Origin of the sequence: Lacrimispora indolis DSM 755 (assembly GCF_000526995.1) — a bacterium.
Taxonomy (GTDB): Bacteria; Bacillota; Clostridia; order Lachnospirales; family Lachnospiraceae; genus Lacrimispora; species Lacrimispora indolis.
Genome location: NZ_AZUI01000001.1, coordinates 1,754,944 through 1,776,360, shown reverse-complemented (window position 1 = coordinate 1,776,360; position 21,417 = coordinate 1,754,944). Strand labels below are relative to the sequence as shown.

At 47.1% G+C, this 21,417-nt stretch carries 13 protein-coding genes; 9 read left to right on the top strand and 4 right to left on the bottom strand.

The window, feature by feature from the left end; all coding sequences use genetic code 11:
• Positions 1-60 precede the first annotated feature (60 nt).
• The gene (locus K401_RS0108465; RefSeq protein WP_024292546.1) at positions 61-1,158 is read right to left on the bottom strand and encodes an aldose epimerase family protein; all 1,098 of its coding nucleotides are present in this window, start codon (positions 1,156-1,158) and stop codon (positions 61-63) included.
• Between the two features lie 366 nt (positions 1,159-1,524).
• Here K401_RS0108465 and K401_RS0108460 point away from each other — a divergent pair, with 366 nt between their 5' ends.
• The 3 genes from K401_RS0108460 to K401_RS0108450 all read left to right on the top strand — a co-directional run bounded on the left by K401_RS0108460 (position 1,525) and on the right by K401_RS0108450 (position 5,159).
• On the top strand, positions 1,525-3,030 hold the full coding sequence (locus tag K401_RS0108460; RefSeq protein WP_024292545.1) for a sugar ABC transporter ATP-binding protein: 1,506 nt from the start codon (positions 1,525-1,527) through the stop codon (positions 3,028-3,030).
• The gene (locus K401_RS0108455; RefSeq protein WP_024292544.1) at positions 3,030-4,016 is read left to right on the top strand and encodes an ABC transporter permease; all 987 of its coding nucleotides are present in this window, start codon (positions 3,030-3,032) and stop codon (positions 4,014-4,016) included. The genes K401_RS0108460 and K401_RS0108455 overlap by 1 nt, the downstream gene beginning before the upstream one ends.
• A 66-nt stretch (positions 4,017-4,082) precedes the next feature.
• Entirely contained in the window at positions 4,083-5,159 is a 1,077-nt protein-coding gene (locus K401_RS0108450) for an arabinose ABC transporter substrate-binding protein (protein ID WP_024292543.1), read from the top strand.
• A gap of 54 nt (positions 5,160-5,213) precedes the next feature.
• Here the strand turns inward: K401_RS0108450 and K401_RS0108445 are convergent, their stop codons facing one another.
• Positions 5,214-6,062 (bottom strand): helix-turn-helix domain-containing protein, encoded by an 849-nt coding sequence (locus K401_RS0108445; protein WP_024292542.1) that lies wholly within the window; start codon positions 6,060-6,062, stop codon positions 5,214-5,216.
• A 162-nt stretch (positions 6,063-6,224) separates the two neighbouring features.
• Between K401_RS0108445 and K401_RS0108440 the strand changes: the two genes are divergently transcribed.
• Positions 6,225-9,500, top strand: coding sequence for a DUF5107 domain-containing protein (locus K401_RS0108440; protein WP_024292541.1), 3,276 nt, complete (start codon positions 6,225-6,227; stop codon positions 9,498-9,500).
• 188 nt (positions 9,501-9,688) lie between these two features.
• On the opposite strand, the gene K401_RS0108435 is transcribed toward K401_RS0108440, so the two are convergent.
• Entirely contained in the window at positions 9,689-12,373 is a 2,685-nt protein-coding gene (locus K401_RS0108435) for a calcium-translocating P-type ATPase, PMCA-type (protein WP_024292540.1), read from the bottom strand.
• Between the two features lie 617 nt (positions 12,374-12,990).
• On the opposite strand from K401_RS0108435, the gene K401_RS0108425 reads away from it, so the two are divergent.
• From K401_RS0108425 to K401_RS0108415, 3 genes are read left to right on the top strand one after another with little or no spacing between them, the layout of a single operon-like run.
• Positions 12,991-14,661, top strand: coding sequence for a putative manganese-dependent inorganic diphosphatase (locus K401_RS0108425; protein WP_024292539.1), 1,671 nt, complete (start codon positions 12,991-12,993; stop codon positions 14,659-14,661).
• Positions 14,662-14,676: 15 nt separating this feature from the next.
• Complete coding sequence (locus tag K401_RS0108420) at positions 14,677-15,315, top strand: flavin reductase family protein (protein ID WP_024292538.1); 639 nt, start codon at positions 14,677-14,679, stop codon at positions 15,313-15,315.
• Positions 15,312-15,839, top strand: coding sequence for a shikimate kinase (locus tag K401_RS0108415; protein WP_027352516.1), 528 nt, complete (start codon positions 15,312-15,314; stop codon positions 15,837-15,839). The genes K401_RS0108420 and K401_RS0108415 overlap by 4 nt, the downstream gene beginning before the upstream one ends.
• Before the next feature lie 134 nt (positions 15,840-15,973).
• Here the strand turns inward: K401_RS0108415 and K401_RS0108405 are convergent, their stop codons facing one another.
• Entirely contained in the window at positions 15,974-17,653 is a 1,680-nt protein-coding gene (locus tag K401_RS0108405; RefSeq protein ID WP_027352517.1) for a methyl-accepting chemotaxis protein, read from the bottom strand.
• Positions 17,654-18,033: 380 nt separating this feature from the next.
• Here K401_RS0108405 and K401_RS0108400 point away from each other — a divergent pair, with 380 nt between their 5' ends.
• Positions 18,034-19,152 (top strand): bifunctional glycosyltransferase family 2/GtrA family protein, encoded by a 1,119-nt coding sequence (locus K401_RS0108400; RefSeq protein ID WP_024292536.1) that lies wholly within the window; start codon positions 18,034-18,036, stop codon positions 19,150-19,152.
• On the top strand, positions 19,145-21,415 hold the full coding sequence (locus tag K401_RS0108395) for a glycosyltransferase family 2 protein (RefSeq protein ID WP_024292535.1): 2,271 nt from the start codon (positions 19,145-19,147) through the stop codon (positions 21,413-21,415). The genes K401_RS0108400 and K401_RS0108395 overlap by 8 nt, the downstream gene beginning before the upstream one ends.
• The last annotated feature ends 2 nt before the right edge of the window (positions 21,416-21,417 follow it).

The window sequence follows — 21,417 nt, the reverse complement described above, 5'->3', positions numbered from 1 at the left end:
GGCAAGAGGGGTCTTATTTCTGCAGTTTTTTTGTTTCTGGCAAAGGTCCGGCCGCCGGGATTATGAAATATGGTACCGGATAGTCCTGTAAAAAGGATTATCAGGGGTGGTAAGCCGGTAATTGCCGGGCAGCAAGTGCATCACATCGGGAATGTCCTGTGCTTCCAGTGCAACGGCACAGGAGGGGAAAGAGGAGGCTCCGCCGGACAAGGCTATTCCATGGGGTAAAAACCCGCCTGAGTATAAGACAAGGGCAGGTGCATCCGTCATCATTTTCAAGGTCCGGCCGGTCTTCTTATCCCGCAGGATACAGGCCCGTTTAAGCTCGCCTGGCCGCTTTGCAAACCGCAGAGGCCGGAAGGTCTGGTTTTTGTTAAGAATATAAGCGTTATTATATCCGCGTCCAATGGAAAGCTGCTCCTTACAGGCTAGCGCTTTTGCAGACCGGATCCGGGAAAGAAGCTGCTTTGAGGAACGGAAATCAAAGACAGTGTCTGCTGCGGGAATGATATCTGCAGGAAGATGGTCCTTATTATTGATGCATACGTTATTGGCAAAAACCTGGATCTCCTGTTCCAAACCGGAGACAGAAAAGTCCCCGGAAAGATTCCAGTAGGTGTGGTTGGACATATTGATATAAGTTGAAACGTCTGTCACGGCAGTGTATTCTATGGTAAGCCAGTTGGTGTCCTCCAGGGTATACTTAGCGTGGTAGGTTCTGTTGCCCGGATAGCCGTCAAGGCCGTCTGGCTGGCTGGCGGACAGAAGGATAGAAGCCGATTCCAGGCCGGATGTCACAGATGTCACCTCCCAGAGCCGGGAAGATAAATTCTTCACTCCTCCGTGGAGCTGGTTTTGCCCGTCGTTTTTTGAAAGCTGGTATAGCTGGGTTCCCACAGGAAGCAGGGCGTTCCCAATTCTTCCGGCATTGGGCCCAAGGGTGGCTCCTGCATAGTAAATACAGCTTTCGTACTGCCCCATATCCTCAAAGCCTAAGGTGAGGGGCTGCTCCCTGCCGGTTTCCTCCCTTATGGCAACTTTTTGAATGGCAGCGCCCAGCGCCGTTACGGAAACCGTCATGCCCCGGCCGGTGGTCATATCATAAACCGTATAAACAGTTCCCTTCTGATTCCGTAATTCTCTGGTCTTGATTTTCATAAGCATGTCCTCCATTTAAAGCCAGTATAAGGATTTGCCGCGGGAAGGAGAAGTGCAAACATTAAGAAGAGCAATTTTTCAAAATGACAGAGCAAGAGAAAGCAACGGCAGTCTGAAAATTAACATCCCTGCAGAAAAAACAGGTACGAAGGGAGGACTCTGAGGCCAGTTTGCGGTAAAAAAGAAAATTTATGGCAAATTTTTGAACTGGCGATGGCTCTTTTATTATAATGGCAGGATAGAGGGTATAATATGAGAGCAATTTTTAACAATGATAGAGCAAACCTGCATAATGATGGATTTTGATTAAATGATATAATTAGCTTATTAAAACGTAAAGCTGGAATAAAAAAGGAGGGGTTAGGCATGGGGAGTGTATTGGAATTCCAGAACATATCCAAATATTTTCCCGGAGTAAAGGCGTTGGACCAGGTATCCTTTCAGGCGCATTCCGGAGAGGTTCTGGCGTTTTTAGGGGAAAACGGGGCAGGCAAGTCCACTCTGTTAAAGGTGCTTAATGGGGATTACCAGCCTACCGGGGGAAAATATCTTCTGGATGGGGTGGAAAAGCACTTTCAGTCCCCTCATGAGGCCATTGAGGAAGGGATTTCCGTCATATACCAGGAGCGGCAGATCCTTCTGGAATTGTCTGTGGCGGAAAACATTTATCTGGGGAGAATGCCTGTAAACAGGCTGGGGTTTATTGATACCCGGAAAGCAAATGAAATGACGGAGAAAATCATAGAAGATTTTGGTCTTCCAATCAGTCCTACCGTAAAGGTGAAGGATTTAAGCATCGCCTATCAGCAAATGGTGGAAATTATGAAGGCCTATTCCAGGGAAAACTTAAAGGTGATCTGCTTTGACGAGCCCACAGCCTCCCTGTCGGACTCGGAGATTGAATCCCTGTTTAAGATCATAGGAAAACTGAAGGAAGAAGGAAAGATCATCATTTATGTGTCCCACCGCATGGACGAGCTTCGGAGAATTACGGATAAGGCTGTAATTTTCAAGGACGGGCGCTACGTGGCAACAGTGGAAACGGGAAAGGTGCCGGAAGCGGAGCTGATCCGTATGATGGTTGGCCGGGATCTGGGTGATATTTACAGAAACTTAGACAGGAACAAGGTGATTGGTGATGTGCTTCTGGAGGTGAAAAATTTATCTTCAGACTATGTAAAAGAGAATTCCTTTGTGCTGCGGAAGGGAGAAGTGCTGGGATTTTCCGGCCTTGTAGGGGCGGGAAGGACCGAGCTTATGCGTGCCATCATCGGAGCAGATGAGGCGAAAAGCGGAGAGATTTATCTGGAAGGGAAGAAAATACACAACCGTTCTCCCCACGAAGCCATGGAGCAGGGAATCGTCCTGGTGCCGGAGGACCGGAAGCTCCAGGGGATCCTTTCCAATTTAAGCGTCAGCGACAACATGAACATTGCAATGCTGGATACCAATTCCAATAAGCTGGGGTTTGTCAGCCGGGAAAAGGAAGAGAAACTGGCCCTTGACGGTATCCGGGATTTTAAGATCAAGACCCCGTCTCCAGACAAAAAAATTGTGGAGCTTTCCGGAGGAAACCAGCAGAAGTGCATTGTGGCCCGCTGGATCAGCACGAATCCGAAGGTGCTCATCCTGGATGAGCCTACAAAGGGAATTGACGTAGGAGCAAAATCGGAATTTTATCATATGATCTGTAAATTTGCCAAGGAAGGGCTGGGAATCATTCTGATATCCTCCGAGCTTCCTGAGGTGATCGGCCTTTCGGACCGGATCATAGTCATGAAATCATTGAGAATCACAGGAGAAATAGCGGCATCGGAAGCAACGGAAAGCAAGCTTCTGAGCCTGGGTATGATTGGGGAGGTACAGGAATAATGGGAACAAATAAGAAAAGCAGAATCAGGATAAACGGAGACAAGATCGTACTGCTGGCGGCAATTGCAGTGGTATTCGGGCTTTTTACCTCTCTGAACAGGAACTTTCTTTCGGTTACGAATTTAATCAATATTCTGGTAGCGGCTTCCCTTGTGGGGCTGGTGGCTGTGGGACATACATATTTAATCATTGCAGGGCAGAATGATTTGTCCCCCGGCTCTGTGGCGGCCTTTTCCGGTGTTGTGGCGGCCCTGCTTGTGGGGAAGGGAGTTCCTTTCGGCGCAGCAGTGCTTCTGACTATTGCCGGAGGCGTCCTCATCGGAATTTTCAATGCCTTTATGGTAAACCGGATTCATCTGGAGGCCTTTATTGCAACTCTGGTGACCCAGTCCATTATCAGGGGCTTTGCCTATATCATATGCGGCGGAAAGCCGGTTTCCATCAGCAATAAGACCTTTCTCATCCTGGGAAAAGCCAGGATAATGAACATTCCCCTTTCCGTATGGATCATGGTGATCTGCATTATCATTTTCGGCATCATCCTGTCCAAAACCAAATTCGGAAGAAGTGTTTATGCCATTGGCGGCAGCATGGAAGCAGCCAGACTTGCCGGATTAAATCCCAAAAGGATCATCACCACCTGCTATGTGATGATGGGAGTCCTCTGCTCCATCGGCGGGATCATTTTTGCGGCCCGCATGAATTCCGGCCAGCCGGCGGCCAATGTGAACCTGGAATTTGACGCAATTACAGCGGTTATTCTGGGCGGCGTATCCTTTATCGGAGGAGTGGGAAATATGGGGGGAACCATCCTTGGAATTATCTTGATCCAGTCTTTTAACACGGGTCTTACCATGGTAAACGTTCCCAGCTTCTGGCAGTTTGTGGCAAAGGGAGGCCTTCTCTTATTCGCCTTGGCAACGGACTATTTGAGAAAGCAGAAGAGAGAGCGGGATTTACTGGCAGCATCCATGAAAAATTTATAGCGTCCACGGAAAACCGGCAGGTTTTCTTAAGATAGAGCAAAAACTAAAACAGGAGGGTTTCAAATCATGAAAAAAACAGCAGCAATTATTTTGGCGGCAGCAATGGCAATGGGGTTGACAGCCTGCAGCGGATTTTCCGATGAAAAGGCGGAGGCAACCACAACAGCGGGTACGGCAGAGACAACGGCAGGCGGTACCCAGACAGAAGAAAAAACCCAGGCTCAGGCAGAGGGAAAGGGTGTTGTTTACGGGATTTACAAGGCTGGGGATCAGACCTGGTTCATTGACGAAGGAGCAGCGGCTCAGAAGGCAGTGGAAGAAAAGGGCGATGAATTTATCTATGTGGATGCAAAGATGAGTCCGGAAGAATACTTAAAGGCAATTGACAATGCCATTGCCAATAAAGCAAAGGGAATCGTTACCTGCATCCCGGACCAGACCATGTCCCAGGCGGTGGTTGATAAATGCGAGGAAGCAGGAATTCCTATTGTAGCAGCCGATGACGCGCTTCAGACAGAGGCGGGAGAAAAGATCGCTCCATGGGTGGGCATTAACGCTTATGTGATCGGAGAGGCCAACGGCCAGTGGCTGGCGGATTATGCCAATGAGAATAATCTGGCAGGGGACCCGGAATGCGGACTGCTGATTCTGACCATGGATACCGTTTCCTCCTGTGTTCCCAGGGCGGAAGGCGAATACGATAAGTTTACGGAAGTAAGTCCTGATTTTGCAAAAGAGCGGATCTATAAGGCCGATTATGACGGAACCACGGACAAAGGAAATGTGGCAGCTACCTCAGTGATTACCGCTCATCCGGAAATCAAGAAATGGCTGGTAACCGGAGCCAATGAGGAAGGCACCATCGGTGCGGTACGCGCCCTGGAGAGTGCAGGTCTGGATGCCGATGCAACAGTAGTGGGCCTGGGAGCTTATATGGCAAAGGATGAATGGAACAACAAGGGAGCTGACGGGACTTGTATGAAAGCAGCGGCCTACTTTTCTTCTGATTCCGTTGGAGCAGGTTCAGTCAATGTTTTATACGATGTGATCAGCGGAAAAGAGGTTCCAAAGGAGACAGCCGTAGATGCGGTGATCGTTACCCCCGAAAATTACAAGGAAGTAATGGGCAAAGCAGCGGAATAAACCGATTGCCTGGTGATGAAAAAAAGCAGCCTCTGCAATGCAGGGGCGCTTTTTTCAGTTCCTGATAGAAAAACGGTATTCGGAAGGCGTGATTCCCGTCACCTTTTTAAATGTGGTGCAAAAGCTGCTTTCACTGGTAAAGCCTGTGCTGAAGCAGATGTCCTTGATGGAGATGTCCAGGGACTTTAAAAGGAACTTGGCATTGTTGACTCTGGCAGCGATCACATATTCGTGAGGTGAGAATCCGGATTCCTTTTTAAACAGCCGGCTGAAATAAAAAGGGCTTAAGGAAGCCTGGTCCGCCAAATCCTTCAGGGTAAGAGGATCAGTCAAATGTTCGTTGATGTAGGCAATGGTGTCCTCAATGATGCTGGAAGAAACGTTTTCTGAATGCTCAAAGTCCCTGTTGACCAAAAGCTCCGTTAGAATATTAACAATGTAATTGTTCAGCCAGGCCTCTTTGACGGAAATACATTCCCGAAACTGCAGATAAATTTTGTGCAGATATTTTTCCAGACGGTAGGTATCCCTCAGGGAAATGACAGGAGGGCCGCCATCCAGGATTGCATCATAATATCCTGCCGCACCTATGCCGTCAAAATGGAGCCATTCCGCTTCCCAGCCCGTTGTTGTCCAGTAGGCATGAGGCTCAAAGCAGTTTAACATCACTACCTGCCCTCCGCCTGCATGATAGACCCGTCCACCTGTTTCCACCTGGCATTCTCCTCTTCGGATAAACATGATGAGGAAGCTGTCATAGGAATTCCGATGAAGGGAATAGCCGGGTTCGTACCGGAAAAGTCCCATGTTGATGGGATATAAGAAGATTTTTTTTGCCTGGGCGCTGGGCGTGTAAACATAATAATCTGACCCTGAGATGACCCCCCGTTCTGTAGACAGCATATATAGGCCCTCCTTTCTTTTTATGAAACCATTATAGAGAAAAAACGGTGATTCGTCAATTGTATTAGAGCAATTTTTATAAACTAGTAAGCAACTAAAGGTAATGAAAACCATGATAAAAGATTATATAGTATAGGCAAGAACTTAAAAGGAGGTCTAAGAATGGAAGCAGTAAAAATATGGGAGGAATCCATCGTCATTCCCACTTATGAGGTGGGGGAAGCAGATAAAAACCCGATGTTTCTGGAAAGCCGTGTTTATCAGGGAAGCTCCGGAAAGATTTATCCTTATCCTACTGTCGAGAAGATCCATGATACCAGGACGGACAAAACCTATCAGGCGGTCTGGCTGGAAAATGAATACTTAAAGGTAATGATACTCCCGGAGCTTGGCGGAAGGATCCAACGGGCCTTTGACAAAACCAATCAATATGATTTCGTTTATTATAACCACGTTATAAAGCCTGCCCTGGTAGGACTCTGCGGCCCCTGGATCAGCGGCGGAATCGAATTTAACTGGCCCCAGCACCACCGGCCGACCACCTATTCCCCTGTGGATTATATGTTGCTGGAACATGAGGATGGTTCCAAAACCTGCCGGGTCTGTGATGTGGATCAGATGTATGGAACCAAGGGGGAGGCCAGCTTCACCCTGTATCCCGGAAAGGCTTATATAGAGATAAAGGGCCAGCTTTACAACCCCACGCCAATGCCCCAGACCTTTTTATGGTGGGCCAACCCGGCGGTCCCGGTCAACGATCATACCCAGTCTGTTTTTCCTCCGGATGTCCACGCCGTCATGGATCATGGAAAACGGGATGTATCCCGTTTCCCCATTGCAACGGGAGTTTATTATAAGCATGACTACAGCGAAGGCGTAGATATTTCCCGCTATAAGAACATTCCGGTTCCCACCTCCTACATGGCGGAAAAGAGTGAGTTTAACTTTGTAGGAGGCTATGATTACCAGGTGAGGGCAGGAATCCTTCATGTGGCCGACCATCACATTTCCCCTGGCAAGAAACAGTGGACCTGGGGCTGCGGCGATTTCGGAAAGGCCTGGGACCGGAATTTAACCGATGAGGATGGCCCCTACATTGAGCTGATGACCGGTGTTTACACAGATAACCAGCCGGATTTTACCTGGTTAAAGCCTATGGAGGAAAAAACCTTTACCCAGTATTTCATGCCTTATAAAGCCGTTGGTCCCGTGAAAAACGCCTCCATTCACGCCGTCATAAACTTAGAGACAAGGGAAAATGAGATCCATGTTGCCGCATACGGAACCCAGAAGTACCCTGATGCACGGATCCTGCTGACTTACGGCACGGAAACGCTGTTAGATGAAACCACCCTTCTTTCTCCGGTTCATATTTATGAAAAGACGCTGCATACGGGGGTGGAGGATGAGACAAGGCTGACTCTTAAAGTCCTTTCCGGAGAAAGGGAGCTGGTTTCCTATACTCCTTTAAAGAAGGAGATTCCAAAGCTTCCCGACCCGGCCAAAGCGGCCGATGATCCGGAAAAGATCATGACAAATGAAGAATTGTATCTGACTGGGCTTCACATTGAGCAGTACCGTCACGCCACTTATAAGCCGGATCCTTATTACATAGAAGGCTTAAAAAGGGATCCAGGGGATATTCGCATCAATAACGCCTACGGCTCCCTGCTCATGCGCAGAGGCTGTTTTAAGGAAGGAGAGGAGCATTTTAGGAAGGCGCTGAAACGGGCAGTCTGGAAAAATCCCAACCCTTACGATTCCGAGCCCTACTACAATCTGGGCCTGGCGCTTTGGTATCAGGGAAAGATTGAAGAAGCTTTTGAAGCCTTCTATAAGGCCACATGGTCGGTTGAGCAGCAGGAAATGGGCTTTTATTATCTTTCCTGCATCGAATCCATGAGAGGTAATTATGAAAGCGCCCTGGAATTCGCAGATAAGGGACTGGTAAGGAATACTCATAATGTAAAGGCCAGAGCCTTAAAAGCCTATCTTTTGCGCAGGCTTGGCAGAACGGAAGAGGCCAAAGCCCTCATTGCAAGGAATTTAGAGGTGGATCCCTTTGATTATGTATCATGGCTGGAATCCTCATATCTGGAGCCGGACCGCCAGGAAGAAATCAGGGCAAAGACCAGCCGGCTGGCCAGAGGCTTTCATGAAAATTACTTAATGGCAGCCAGGCATTATGGGGAGTTCGGCGCATATGAAGCTGCTGTAGAGACCCTGGACCAGTGTTCCCGGAAATGGCCCATGCTCTATTACTATAAGGCCTTTTATCAGGATCTTATGGGAATAGACGGGGCAGAAGCCTTAAAGCAGGCCGAAGGCTGCACCACAGATTACTGCTTCCCCAATAAGCTGGAGGACATTTTGGTGTTAAAGTTTGCTGCAAAAAAGAACCCGGAAGGAGCCAATGCCTATTATTATCTGGGAAATTTATTTTACGACAAGCTTCAGTACCGTACCGCCCTTTCTTACTGGGAGCATTCTGCCCGGCTGAATCCCCGGTTTCCAACTGTGTGGAGAAATTTATCACTGGCCTATTACAACAAGGAAAAGGACAGGGAAAGTGCCGGAAAGGCCATGGAAAAAGCCTATAGCTTAAACCCGGCCGATGCCAGAGTATTCCTGGAACTGGACCAGCTTTACAAAAAGCTGGATATGCCGGTATGGGAACGTCTGAAAAGATATGAAGCCGCAAGAGATGTATTTATGAAGCGGGACGACTTAATGATTGAATATGCAACCCTTTTAAATCTTCTGGGCCGTTACAATGAGGCTTATGAATTCATTATGAACCACAAATTCCATCCGTGGGAAGGCGGGGAAGGAAAGGTAACCGCCCAGTATGTGGTTTCCCTTGTGGAGCTGGCCCGGCAGGCCATGGAAACAAAGGAATGGGGCAGGGCGGAAGAATACTTAACAAAAGCCCTGAAATATCCGGAAAATCTGGGAGAAGGGAAGCTGGAAGGAACAAAGGACAATCATATCAATTATTATCTGGGTGTGGTCATGGAGAATCTGGGAAAGGCGGAGGAAGCAACGGCCTACTATGAAGCGGCCGGCGTGGGAACGGATGAACCGGCAGGCATGATGTATTACAATGACCAGCCTGCGGATATGATCTATTACCAGGGGCTGGCAAAGGAAAAGCTGGGAAAACCGGTGGAGGCCAGAGCCAGATTCTATAAGCTGCTGGACTATGGGGAGCAGCATATGTCTGACAGCATGAAGATCGAATATTTTGCCGTATCCCTGCCTGATTTCCTGATTTATGAAGAAGACCTGAATAAGAAGAATAAGGCGCATTGCAGCTATCTTACAGGGCTTGGGAAAATGGGGCTTGGAGATACAGAAGGGGCAAAGGCGGCTTTCATGGAGACCATAAGGCTGGATAACGCTCATTTAAACGCAATCAGGTATTTGAATATGATATAAGCCTTGGCCATAACAATATAAAAGTAAAAGCGGTCCCTGTGATTTTGCAGGGGCCGTTTTATCAAAGGCAGAGGTTTCCTTTCCTGCTTTCGTTTTTGGTTTCATACTGATACGAAGAAAGTGCGTCACCATGTCTGGAAACGCACTTTTTTCGTATTCTCCATCTTCAAGAACCAGTTTTACCGCAGCTATTTCATTTTCCTTGTAATAAGCTTTGCAAGCTCGCCGCCCAGGGTAGGAACTACCGCAAAGCCCAGTGCCTCGCTTAACTGTGTGAGGGTAAGAGGCGCTGTACTAAAAATTGTATTTAAAAGCGGCACATAAACCACAACAACTAAAAGTGCAAAGGAAGCGATTACACATTTATTCAGGAAGGAGTTTGACAAAAGCCGGATTCCGAATATGGACCTCTTTTCGCTTCTGTTTGAGTAGGCACGGAAGAGCTCACCTAAAATAAGGGCTACAAAGCACATGGTACGGGCAATGGTTTCCCCGTTTTCGACGCCTCTGTAGTTTACATGACCGATATAGAATGCGGTCAAAGCGCCGATGCCCAGGAAAAGGCTCTGCAGGGTAACTGTTACACGCATCTTCTTATCAATAATGGATTCGTTGGGATCTCTTGGCTTCTGGTCCATAATGCCAGGTTCCTTTTCCTCCATTCCCAGGGCAAAGGCCGGAAAGGCATCAGTGATAAGGTTGATGGAAAGCAAGTGAATGGGCATTAACGGCATAGGCAGGTTAAAGAGCATGGCTAAAAATATAAGAAGTATCTCACCGATGTTGCAGGAAAGAAGGTAACCCACCACCTTTCTGATGTTGTTATAGATGGTTCTTCCTTCCTCAACAGCTTTAACAATGCTTACAAAGTTGTCGTCCGTAAGGATCATATCGGCTGCTTCCTTGGAAACATCCGTTCCGGTAATTCCCATGGCAACGCCGATATCAGCTCTTTTAAGGCTTGGCGCATCGTTTACGCCGTCCCCTGTCATGGCAACGATCTCCCCGTTTGCTTTGCATGCGGTCACAAGCCGTACCTTGTGCTCCGGTGAAACGCGGGCAAATACGTTAACGGTTTTGACCTTTTCTCTCAGTTCTTCATCGGACAGAAGCTGTATTTCAGCTCCTTCCAAAGCCTCTTGTCCAGGGGACATGATTCCCAGATCTGCAGCAATGGCGCTGGCTGTAATCTTATGGTCTCCTGTGATCATCTTCACGCGGATTCCGGCTCTCCTGCATTCGTCGACCGCCGGCTTTACTTCTTCTCTCGGCGGATCAATCATGCACATGAGACCCAGGTAGGTAAGAGAGTGTTCCTGACTGTCAAAGTCATCAAGAGTTTCCAATGTCTTGTTGGCCACGCCCAGCACGCGCAAAGCGCTTTTTGCAAATCCGGAATTGGCTTCCAGGATTTTTTTCCGGTCAGCCTCCGTAATTTCCGAAACCTCACTATCTTTATAAATGCGGGTGCACCGTTTTAAAATTTCATCCGGAGCGCCCTTTGTATAAATGGTCAGTTCTCCGTCTTTTTCATGGAATGTGGACATAAGCTTTCTGTCGGAATCAAAGGGAATTTCCTGAACCCGCCGGTATTCTTCGTTTAGCCGGTCTTTGCTTAGGCCTGTTTTTTCTCCCAAAACCAGCATGGCGCCTTCCGTAGGATCTCCGATGATCTGGCTTTTTTCTATATCATAGGTTGCGTCATTGCACAGTACAGCGCCCTTTATAAGTTCCATAATGTTGGATGTTAACCTGCCGCCTTCTTCTACGGTGACGGAGCCTTCCCTGCTGTAGCCTGTACCGGTCACATCATAAGCTCTTTCATAGTCAAATACCTTGACTACGGTCATTTTATTCTGAGTAAGAGTGCCTGTTTTATCTGAGCAAATGACCGTTGTGCTTCCCAGAGTTTCCACGGCGGAAAGCTTCTTTATGATGGCGTGGGATTTTACCATCTGCTGCATGCCCATTGCAAGGATTACGGTAACTACCACCGTAAGTCCTTCCGGTATGGCGGCCACAGCAAGAGAAACGGAAACCATGAAGATTTCCATAAGCTTATCCCCCTGGATCAGTCCCAGGATAAAAATCATGGCGCATACGGCAATGCAGACAATACCCAAAACCTTGCCCAGGCTGTCAAGCTTCTTTTGAAGCGGGGTTGTCTCCTCTTCGGATTCATTGAGCATGGCTGCAATATTGCCCATTTGGGTTTCCATGCCGGTTGCGGATACGATGCCCTTGCCTCTTCCATAGGTGACCACAGTTCCCATAAAGGCAGAATTGACACGGTCTCCCAGGGGCGCATCCTCAGGAAGGATGCTCTCACAGTTCTTTTCCACGGGAACTGATTCACCGGTAAGAGCCGCTTCATCGATTTTTAAGTTAAAGCTTTCCACTAGCCTTACGTCCGCCGGAATATAATCTCCTGCGTCAAGGATCACCACATCGCCCAATACCAGTTCCTCGGAAGGAGTCTTTACGATGTTTCCGCTGCGGATCACCTTTGCCTGAGGGCTGGACATTTCCTTAAGGGCTTTCAGTGCACTGCTTGCCTTTGTTTCCTGGTTCACACCGATAATAGCGTTGATGATTACGATGGCAATGATTACGAGGCTGTCAAAAAATCCTTCGTCCTCAACAATTCCCACGACCATGGAAACGATGGCCGCTATAATCAGGATGATCACAAGAAAATCCTTGAATTGTTCAGCAAACAGCTGCAGCAGGGTCCTTTCCGTTGCTCCCTGCAACCGGTTGTAACCGTTTTCCTCAAGCCGTTTTTTTGCCTCCTGCGGGGATAATCCCTGAAGGGGGTCAGTTTTTAGCTCACTGACTGTTTCCGGAATAGCCTTGTTATAAAATTTTTTCATACATAATCCTCCATTTAAATTTGCTATGTAGCGCCTTGTTTTCTGGCGGACCGCCTGGAAGAAAGTGAAACAATATATTCATGTTAAGTCTTTTTGATGATTCTGTCAATAAAGTCAAGGCGGGTATTATAATTGTGTCAGTATAATTGTATTATTTCATAATTTATGGGATTTATTCTGAACATGAAAGGTTATGGAGATAGCATGAAAGGCAGAACGTCATAATACCCTGCTTGTGCCTTTATGCCCAAAGAGCAAGGGCAGAGAAGATGGAGTTTGTAATCCGGACAAAAAGTTGGAGCAAGCTTGCTGTTGAAGCGGCGGATGTTTTAGGGAAGTAAATGAGAGGAAGGGATGTTTATATGACATCCTTTCCTCCTGTCCTCTTATTTACAATTTACTAAATTATGATATAATGGGAATACTTAACAAAGAAAAACCTCGTGAAATGAGGAGACCCCGGTTGACAGGCAACCGGGGCAATTATGAAAAATCTATGTGCAATTTGACGATTTAATCAATTTGACTCATATATTTTCTATGTATTTAGTATAAAAAATATATGTGAACGGAATATGAACGGCCTGTAAACACATTATGAAAAAAGGGAGGAAAGTATGGGAGAAACTTATAAGAACAGAAAGACCATCGTAATAGGACATAAAAATCCGGACACAGATTCCATCTGTTCTGCCATCTGTTATGCAAATTTAAAAAGTGCACTGACCGGAGAGGAATATCAGCCGGGCAGGGCGGGCCACGTCAATGAAGAAACACAATTCGTGCTCCATTACTTTGGTGTGGAAGCTCCGGAGCTTGTGGAAAATGTGAAGACCCAGGTCCGTGACATTGATATCCGTAAAACAAAGGGAGTAAAGAAAAATTTATCCTTAAAAAAGGCCTGGAACCTGATGCAGGAAGCCAATGTGGTCACCATTCCGGCAGTGACTGAGGACGGGATGCTGGAAGGGCTGATCACGGTAGGCGATGTTGCAAGATCCTACATGAACGTGTATGACAGCAGCATTTTATCAAAGGCAAATACCCAATATGAAAATATCGTGGAAACCCTGGAAGGGGCTATGGTAGTGGGCGGAAAGAATGAATATTTCAACCATGGCAAGGTGCTGATAGCGGCGGCAAATCCGGATATGATGGAATATTACATTTCCAAGGGCGATCTTGTGATCCTGGGAAACCGCTATGAGTCCCAGCTTTGCGCCATTGAGATGGAGGCGGCCTGTATCATTGTATGTGAGGGCGCGGCGGTATCCATGACCATTAAAAAGCTGGCCCAGGAACGGGGCTGTACAGTCATGACCACACCTTATGATACTTATACGGCAGCCCGTCTGGTGAACCAGAGCATTCCCATAAGCTATTTTATGACCACCGAAGGCCTGATTTCCTTTGAGGTGGATGATTATATTGATGACATAAAAGATGTGATGGCAAGCAAACGCCACAGGGATTTTCCTATTCTTGATAAGGACGGGAAGTACATGGGAATGATCTCCCGCCGGAACTTGCTGGGCGCAAAGGGAAAGCGCCTGATCCTGGTGGACCATAATGAGAAAACCCAGGCAGTGGAAGGCATGTCAAGTGCGGAGATCCTGGAGATCATCGATCACCACAGGCTTGGAACCGTGGAAACCATTGCCCCGGTATTTTTCCGCAACCAGCCGGTAGGATGTACGGCCACCATCGTATACCAGATGTATCAGGAAAACAAGGTGGCAATTGAACCGAAGATCGCGGGTCTGCTGTGCAGCGCCATTATCTCCGATACCCTCTTATTCCGTTCTCCCACCTGTACGGAGTCAGACAAACAGGCGGCCCTTACCCTTGCGGATATTGCTGGCATTGAGGTGGAAAAATACGCTTCTTCCATGTTTGCGGCAGGAAGCAATTTAAGGGGAAAGACCGATGCAGAAATCTTTTATCAGGATTTTAAGAAATTCACGGTTGGGAAGGTGTCCTTTGGAGTCGGACAGATCAGCTCCTTAAATGCCAAGGAACTGGAGGAGTTAAAAGACCGGATGCTGCCTTACATGAAAAAATCGAGAGAAGAACATGGCATGGATATGATGTTCTTTATGCTTACCAACATTCTGACGGAATCCACCGTACTGCTGTGCGAGGGTTCGGGAGCAAAACAGCTGGTTATAGGGGCCTTCCGGGCCGAGGAAGAGGAATCCAAGGCAGAAGATCATGTTGTAAGCCTTCCCGGTGTTGTATCCAGAAAAAAACAGCTGATACCCGGCATTATGCTGGCAGTTCAGGAATAGGGGGCTGCCGGATCGATGAAGAAACAGGAAACCAGTGAAAATAAAAAAGAAATGAAACGCTCCAGGGTCACCTGGAAGCCGGGAAACATGCTATATCCGGTTCCAGCGGTCATGGTGAGCTGCCAGAGGGAAGGGGAAAACCCGAATATCATTACTGTGGCATGGGCAGGGACCATATGCTCTTCCCCGGCCATGCTGTCCATATCCATCCGCCCGGAGCGCCATTCCTATGGGATCATAAAGGAAACCAGAGAGTTTGTTGTAAACCTGGTAACAAAGGATCTGGTACGGGCTGCCGATTACTGCGGAGTGAAGTCAGGCAGGGAGGTGGATAAATTTGCGGAAATGAAGCTGACTCCCTGTTCTCAGGAACATATCAAAGCACCTGGAATAGAGGAAAGCCCGGTGAATTTAGCCTGCCGGGTGGTGGAGATCAAGGCTTTGGGAAGCCATGACCTGTTTTTGGCAGAGGTGGTTGGTGTGACCGTAGACAGCCGGTACATGGATGAAAAGGGAAAATTCCGTCTCAATGAGGCAGGACTTATATCTTATTCCCACGGGGAATACTTTGAATTGGGGAAAAAGCTTGGAAGTTTCGGCTATTCTGTGAAAAAAGCAGGAAAAAAGCCGTCAGGCAGGAGGAAAAACAAATGATGAGTAAGCTTGATAACATTACACTGATCGGCATGCCGGCTTCCGGCAAGAGTACGGTGGGTGTTCTGCTGGCAAAACGCCTTGGATATTCCTTTGTGGATGTGGACATTGTGATTCAGGAGCAGGAGGGGCGTCTGTTAAAGGAAATCATCGAGGCGGAAGGTCAGGAAGGCTTCATGGCTGTAGAAAACAGGATCAATGCCGGTCTTTCGGTCCACCACAGCGTCATTGCTCCGGGCGGAAGCGTGATTTACGGAAAAGAGGCTATGGAGCATTTAAAAGAGATCAGCACAGTGGTTTATTTAAAGCTTAGCTATGAAAGTGTGGAAGAAAGGCTTGGGAATCTGGTAGACCGTGGCGTCGTGTTAAAGGATGGGATGACCTTAAGGGATTTATATGAGGAACGGGTCCCCTATTATGAGAAATATGCGGACATAACCATTGATGAAAACGGCCTTGATGCCGGAAAGACGGTGGACATGCTCAGAGCTGTCATGGAGGAGAGGTTTGGCCTGAAAACATGATGGCAGCCTGTGCCAAAAAAGGAAAGAGTATTTGTGACAAAAAGTCAGCCTTGATTGGTTTTAATAACCATTCAAGGCTGACCTTTTTTATACACTGTTTCACAGAAAAGCCATATTACGGCAGTCCCCTCTGTTTAGCCCTTTAATTGGAACCTGTCCATTAAGAGCTTCAGCATCTGGGCCTGTCCGGCCATTTCCTGGCTGGCAGCAGCACTTTCTTCCGATGTGGCGGAATTGGTCTGGATCACGCTGGATATCTGGTCAATTCCCTGGGTTACCTGGGCGACTGCAAGGGCCTGATCCTCGGAGGCGGTGGATATCTGATATACTAAATCCGCCGCCATTTTGGAGGAAAGGACAATGCGGTCCATGGATTGTGCAGTCTCCTTTGCGATGTGATTTCCTGCATCAATGGAAGATAAGGCCCGTTCAATCAATACGGCCGTGTTCTTGGAAGCTTCCTGGCTCTTATTGGCAAGATTCCGTACTTCATCAGCCACAACTGCAAAGCCCTTTCCTGCCTCTCCTGCTCTTGCCGCTTCCACGGCAGCATTAAGGGCCAGAATGTTGGTCTGGAAGGCAATGTCTTCTATGGTTTTAATGACCTTTCCGATTTCTGATGATGCACTGCTGATGTTTTCCATGGCATTGGTCAGTTCCTGCATCTGCGTTTTTCCGAATTCCAGTTCTTCTGCGGTATTATTCACCTGCTTGTTGGTTTCCTTTGCATTTTCCGCGTTCTGGTTTATGTTGTTGGATATATCATTGATGGTAGCAGCCAGCTCTTCAATGGAAGAGGCCTGCTCAGTCGCACCCTGGCTTAAGGCCTGGGCACTGCTTGCCACCTGATCGGCACCGGAAGCCACCTGGTCAGAAGACTGGGTTATTTTTGCCATGACATCATTTAAGGAGTCCGTAAGATTCTGTATGGAGATCTGAACAAAACGGAATTCCCCTTTAAATTCTTCCGATTCATGAGGAATGTCAAAATCTCCCTGGGCCATGCGGCCTGTAGTAGAGGAGATATAATCCATATAATAGGATAAACGCCCCATCATCGTCCTCATGCTGTCGGCAAGATGTCCCAGTTCATCCGCTGAACTGTATTCCAGCCGGCATTTTAAATCTCCTTGGGCCATTCGGTCTGCAACATGTCTCAGCTCATCAATGGGACGGGTGATTCCCCTTGTAATCACGATTGCGATGATTACGGATGTAACGATGGAAATAAAGATAATGGCCCCCATAATCCCAATGAATATGGAAGTCTGGCGGGAGAGCTGGGCAGATTTTATGTCACCGGCTGTTGACTTATCCGACAGCATGGTATTGATCGTATCAGCGATTTCCGCAGCAAGGGGAGCAGCGTAGCTGCGGAAAAAGGCCATGGACTCCTGAGACGATTTTGACGCAAGCTCAATGGTCTGGCTGCGGATATCCTCATAGGATTTCATTTTCTCCAAAAGCTGGCTGTAAAGCTCTTTTTCTGAGGCAGTCTTCATCCTTGCCTGTACAAGCTGCATTTTCTCGTTTATAACGTCGATCTGTTTGTTTAAATTTTCCTTCTGCTTGGCGGTTTCAGCAGCATCTTCCGAAAAAATTATGTATAAGACTGTTGCCCGGTGAGCCTGAAACGCCTGACCCAGGCTTCCGATATCGCCCTGGGCAAATCCATAATCCTGAAGCTCGGCATGATATTCCTTATTAACAGTCCGGATGAGCAGGATCCCGATGGTTCCGGCCAGACCTGAAAATAGTACAACGATGAGAAATGCAGCAAGCAGCCGGTTTTTTACCTTTAGTTTTTTTAACATAGAATTTCCTCCCTGGGATTAAAGTTTATATTGCCGTAAAATGTTTGTTTCCATGAACTTCTGGATAATTGTCAAATTTGGTATTTTATTACTTTATTATATAATACTCAAATCCTTTATGAAATTCCAAAATATGGATTCACTAATAATTATAGTTATTTTTCCTAATTTAGTCAATATGGTAGATGATTCCGTTGAAAATTCCCTTGAAAGGGGAATAAGAAGGGGGAGGCGGGTGGTTGAACGGTCCCAGGGAAGCAATATTTTTCCAGCATTATTATGTTCTTCCCATCCACCAATCACCTTGCCGACAAAGGTTGACATAATTTTCACCAACGTATATTATAAGCATACTTTAACTTTATAAGCTGAAATTGATTATGGCGGAAACGGGTGCTGAGATGAATCAGACGGAAAAACACAGCGTTGTACTGATCCCTTCACTTGAACCTGATGACAGACTTCCGGTTTATGTAAGGAAGCTGGGAGAGTACGGATTATCTCATATTGTGATCGTGGACGACGGTTCCGGAAATGATTACCAGGATATTTTCAAAGAGTTGGAGGAGGGCGGCTGCACTGTGCTCCGGCATAAGGTAAACATGGGAAAGGGACTTGCCCTTAAGACGGGATACAGGCATATTAAGGAACATGTCCCAGGTTATATGTGTATTATAACTGCGGATTCCGACGGACAGCATGCCCCGGAGGATGTGTATAAGCTGGCAAAGGAAGCTGAGCTCCATCCCCATGCATTGATACTGGGAGTGAGGGACTTTAAAAAGGCTGGAATACCGGTTAAGTCCCTCATTGGAAACCGGATCACTTCCGCAGTATTTGCTGGGCTGTACGGAAAATACCTTCCTGATACCCAGACAGGGTTAAGGGCCTTTGGCTCCAGCCTTACCGATAAAATGACCGGCATAAAAGGAGAAGGGTTTGAGTATGAGACTCAGGTTCTGGTCACCTGTATCCGTTCCCGGATCCAGGTCCTTACAGTACCCATCCAAACCATTTATGAGGACGAAAACAGGAGAACCCATTTTAAGGCTGTTAGAGACAGCTTAAAAATCATCCGTACCCTTGGTGCTGATTTTATGAAATTCCTTTCATCCTCCTTTGTCTGCTCCTTTGTTGACATAGGCCTGGCCTGGGTGCTTCTGGACCTTCTGAGGCCTTATGTGCAGGGGAAGGACTTCTTAAGGATCATGATTGCCACGGCAGCCGCCAGAACGGTTTCCATTGCTGTAAATTATCTGTTGAATAAAACGGTGGTGTTTAAGGACAGGCACGGCCCGGGAAACAGCCTTATCCGCTATCTGGCTCTTTGTGTCTGCAATATACTGCTGTCTGCAGGCGGTGTATATCTTCTTCACCAAGCCCTGGGCGTCCATGAAAGGCTGGCAAAGCTCCTTTGTGATGGGTGTCTGTTTCTTATTGGTTATCAAATACAGCAACGCTGGGTATTTTCCCGGGAAGAGGGCTGGTTCCATGAATAAAGAAGAGAAAAAACGAAATGTAATTTTCATCATAGCAATGGTCCTGATGACCATTTATCTGGGTTGGCGTCTGATATTCACCCTGCCGTTTCATGAGGGTGCAATGAGTCTGGTGTTTGGGCTGCTATTGGCCGGTGCGGAAACTGTTACGGTATTTACCACCTTTGAGCTTTTCTATCAAAAGATGCAGATGAATAAATTCCATCTGGAATGCCCGGAAATACCGGATGAAGATTATCCTCATGTGGACGTTTTCATTGCGACCCATAACGAACCCTCTGATGTCCTGTACAAAACGGTCAATGCCTGTACGTTTATGGCCTATCCGGATAAAAGCAAGGTACATATTTATATTTGTGATGACGGAAACCGGGAGGAGATCGCAGGGCTTGCCAAAGAGTTTGGGGTCGGGTATCTGGGGCTTGCAGACAATAAGGATGCAAAATCAGGCAATTATAATAACGCTTTAAGGAAAACTTCCTCTCCCCTGATTGCCACCTTTGATGCGGATATGATTCCCCAGCATACGTTTCTCATGAAGACGGTTCCTTATTTCCTCCTTTCCAGATTCATAAAGGAAAATGGGAAGTGGAGGCTGAGAACGGAAGAGGAAATCGAAAAAAAATTCAGGCTTGGATTAGTTCAGACGCCTCAGAGCTTTTATAATCCCGATCTCTTTCAGTTCAACCTGTATGCGGAGGGAAACATTCCAAATGAACAGGATTTCTTTTCCAGGGAAGTCAATGCCATGAGAAATGCTTCCAATGCGGTCGCCTATACAGGCAGCAACACCGTTATTTTAAGGGAAGCCATGGAGGAAATAGGCGGTTTTCCGTTAAACACCATTACAGAGGATTTTGAGACAAGCATACGGATACAGAAAGCCGGATACATCACCTATGCAACGGATGAGATACAGGCGGCCGGACTTACCACAACAACGGTAAAAAGCATGATCAGGCAGAGGGTGCGCTGGGCAAGAGGTATCATTCAGAGCCTCCAGAACACCCGTGCCATTTTTTCTTCCAAGCTTTCCCCGCTGGCAAGGCTTACCTATCTGAACACTTTTTTATACTGGTGGTCTTTTTTTAGCAGGCTGATATTCATTATGTCTCCCATTCTGTTCGCTCTGTTTGATTATAAGATCGTAAACAGCCATTTTTGGGATGTAATCGTGCTTTGGGTACCCGCATACTTTTTTTACAGCATATCCATGCGTTATTTGTCGAGCAATATCAGAAACCACAGATGGAGTCAGATCATTGACACCATATTCATGCCCTATTTGATTCTCCCGGTCCTCCTTGAGACCCTTCACATCCATCAAAGGGAATTTAAGGTCACTGATAAAAGGAGAGAAGGGAACGGCTTTGGCTTTGCCATGTTTGCCATTCCTCATGTGGTTTTACTGGCCCTGTCCGCAGCGGCCATGGTGCGCTTTGTGCATGGAAAGTACGGCTGGGCATTATTCTACAGCAGCATTATCCTCTTCTGGATCACTTATAATATGATCTCCTTATTCTATGCCATATTTTTTATGCTGGGAAGACGGGCTTACAGAAGCAGCGAGAGGATCCGGGCAGAGGAACTTATCACCATACAGTATAAGAATTTAGGCTATGAAGCGAAGACTGTGGATGTTTCGGAAAACGGCCTGGCCTTCTGGTCGGAAAAGCCCATTTATCTTCCGGAAAATGAAACTGTAAAATTTCAGGTCACCACACCTTTCTATAAAGCCGGGCTTGAGGGAAAGATTGTTTATGTGAAAGAGCAAAGCGGCGGCTGGCGGTATTCCGCAGCTGTTCAGCCTGTTGATGATGAAAACAAACGCCAGTACATGCAGGTGATATACGACAGGACCCATTCTCTCCCGATGCAGATGGATTTATGGGTCACTGCCTATGATGATATGCTGAGAAACATGAAAAGACGGCTGAGGCGGCCGTTTTCAGACAAAAGAAAGATGCCCAGGATCCGGCTGGAGAAAGAAGTTATTTTTGCAAACGGAGCCACCTGCAGGCTGGTGGATTTTAATTACCATTATTTTTCGGTTTCCGGTTTTAATGATAACGGGAGCCAGGAGGATCAGTTCATCTACAGGACAGAAAGCGGGATCCCTCTGGTCTTAAAACGGACAGGTATATACATACGGCGTTCATCAGAGGAGCTTTTGTCTCTTGTGAATTTAAATGAACTTATAGGGGAAGTCCAGATCGATCAGGTTTTGGCTGACATAACAAATACAGGCGAAAAAGAGGGGTAAGG